General features: G+C 56.4%; 1 pseudogene. It reads left to right on the top strand.

Annotated elements, in window-relative coordinates:
• Nucleotides 1-132 (top strand): annotated as a pseudogene (locus FSO04_RS49145) (glycine zipper 2TM domain-containing protein); the annotation flags it as partial.
• Nucleotides 133-707 lie beyond the last annotated feature (575 nt).

The raw sequence follows: 707 nt of genomic DNA, 5'->3' as shown, positions 1-707 counted from the left end.
GCCCCGAGCGCGTATCGAATCGTTGTTCAACTCAATGACGGATCGTCACGCTCCTTCGACGTGCCCTCACCCGGCGATCTCCGTCCGGGCGACCGCGTGCGGATTGACGGAAACCGGCTGGACCGTTACTGATCGACCTGCTTGCCGGTATGGCCGGTGCCTGTGCTTCACCGAGTTTTTTTCACTGGCTGGCCAGTAGATCCGACGCAGCATGCGCCGGCCTGTATTTCCGGACCCCGGAGCATTGTGAGTTGCCCGCGTCTGCATACCAGTTGACTGGCGTGCGCCCGTGCCCGGATCGCATGCTCATATAAATTGACCGAAATCAGATGGCCGCTAATCCGGCTTCGCTTCTGCGCGCCCGATCTCGCCACCTTGCATATGAGAATCGCCAGAACTTGTAGTTATCCCAATCATTGAATCGCCTCATGGCGTAGAGCGCAATAAATCTGTCACTGGCCGCACCACAGCGCGATGTGGCCAAGTGGAGTCGAGGTGACAGTTTTGCTTCCACTCCGAGCGCAATGAAAGTGTCACTTCGCCTCAGTCGAGAGCGCGCAAAAGTTGGGGAGGCTCGCAACGGTTCTGGTGCAAATAGGATCGGCGAATCGGTTAGAGTTGTTGGAGCAAAACGAACTGATAACCGGTGATGACCAAACTGAAGAGCCTGAAGGAGTTGTTCGATGGACGTCATTTTGATCGGGAGA

It is taken from the genome of Paraburkholderia madseniana, from assembly GCF_009690905.1.
In the GTDB taxonomy this organism is placed as follows: Bacteria; Pseudomonadota; Gammaproteobacteria; order Burkholderiales; family Burkholderiaceae; genus Paraburkholderia; species Paraburkholderia madseniana.
The sequence above is the reverse complement of the archived record's forward strand: the minus strand, read 5'-3'. Positions and strand labels throughout refer to the sequence as shown.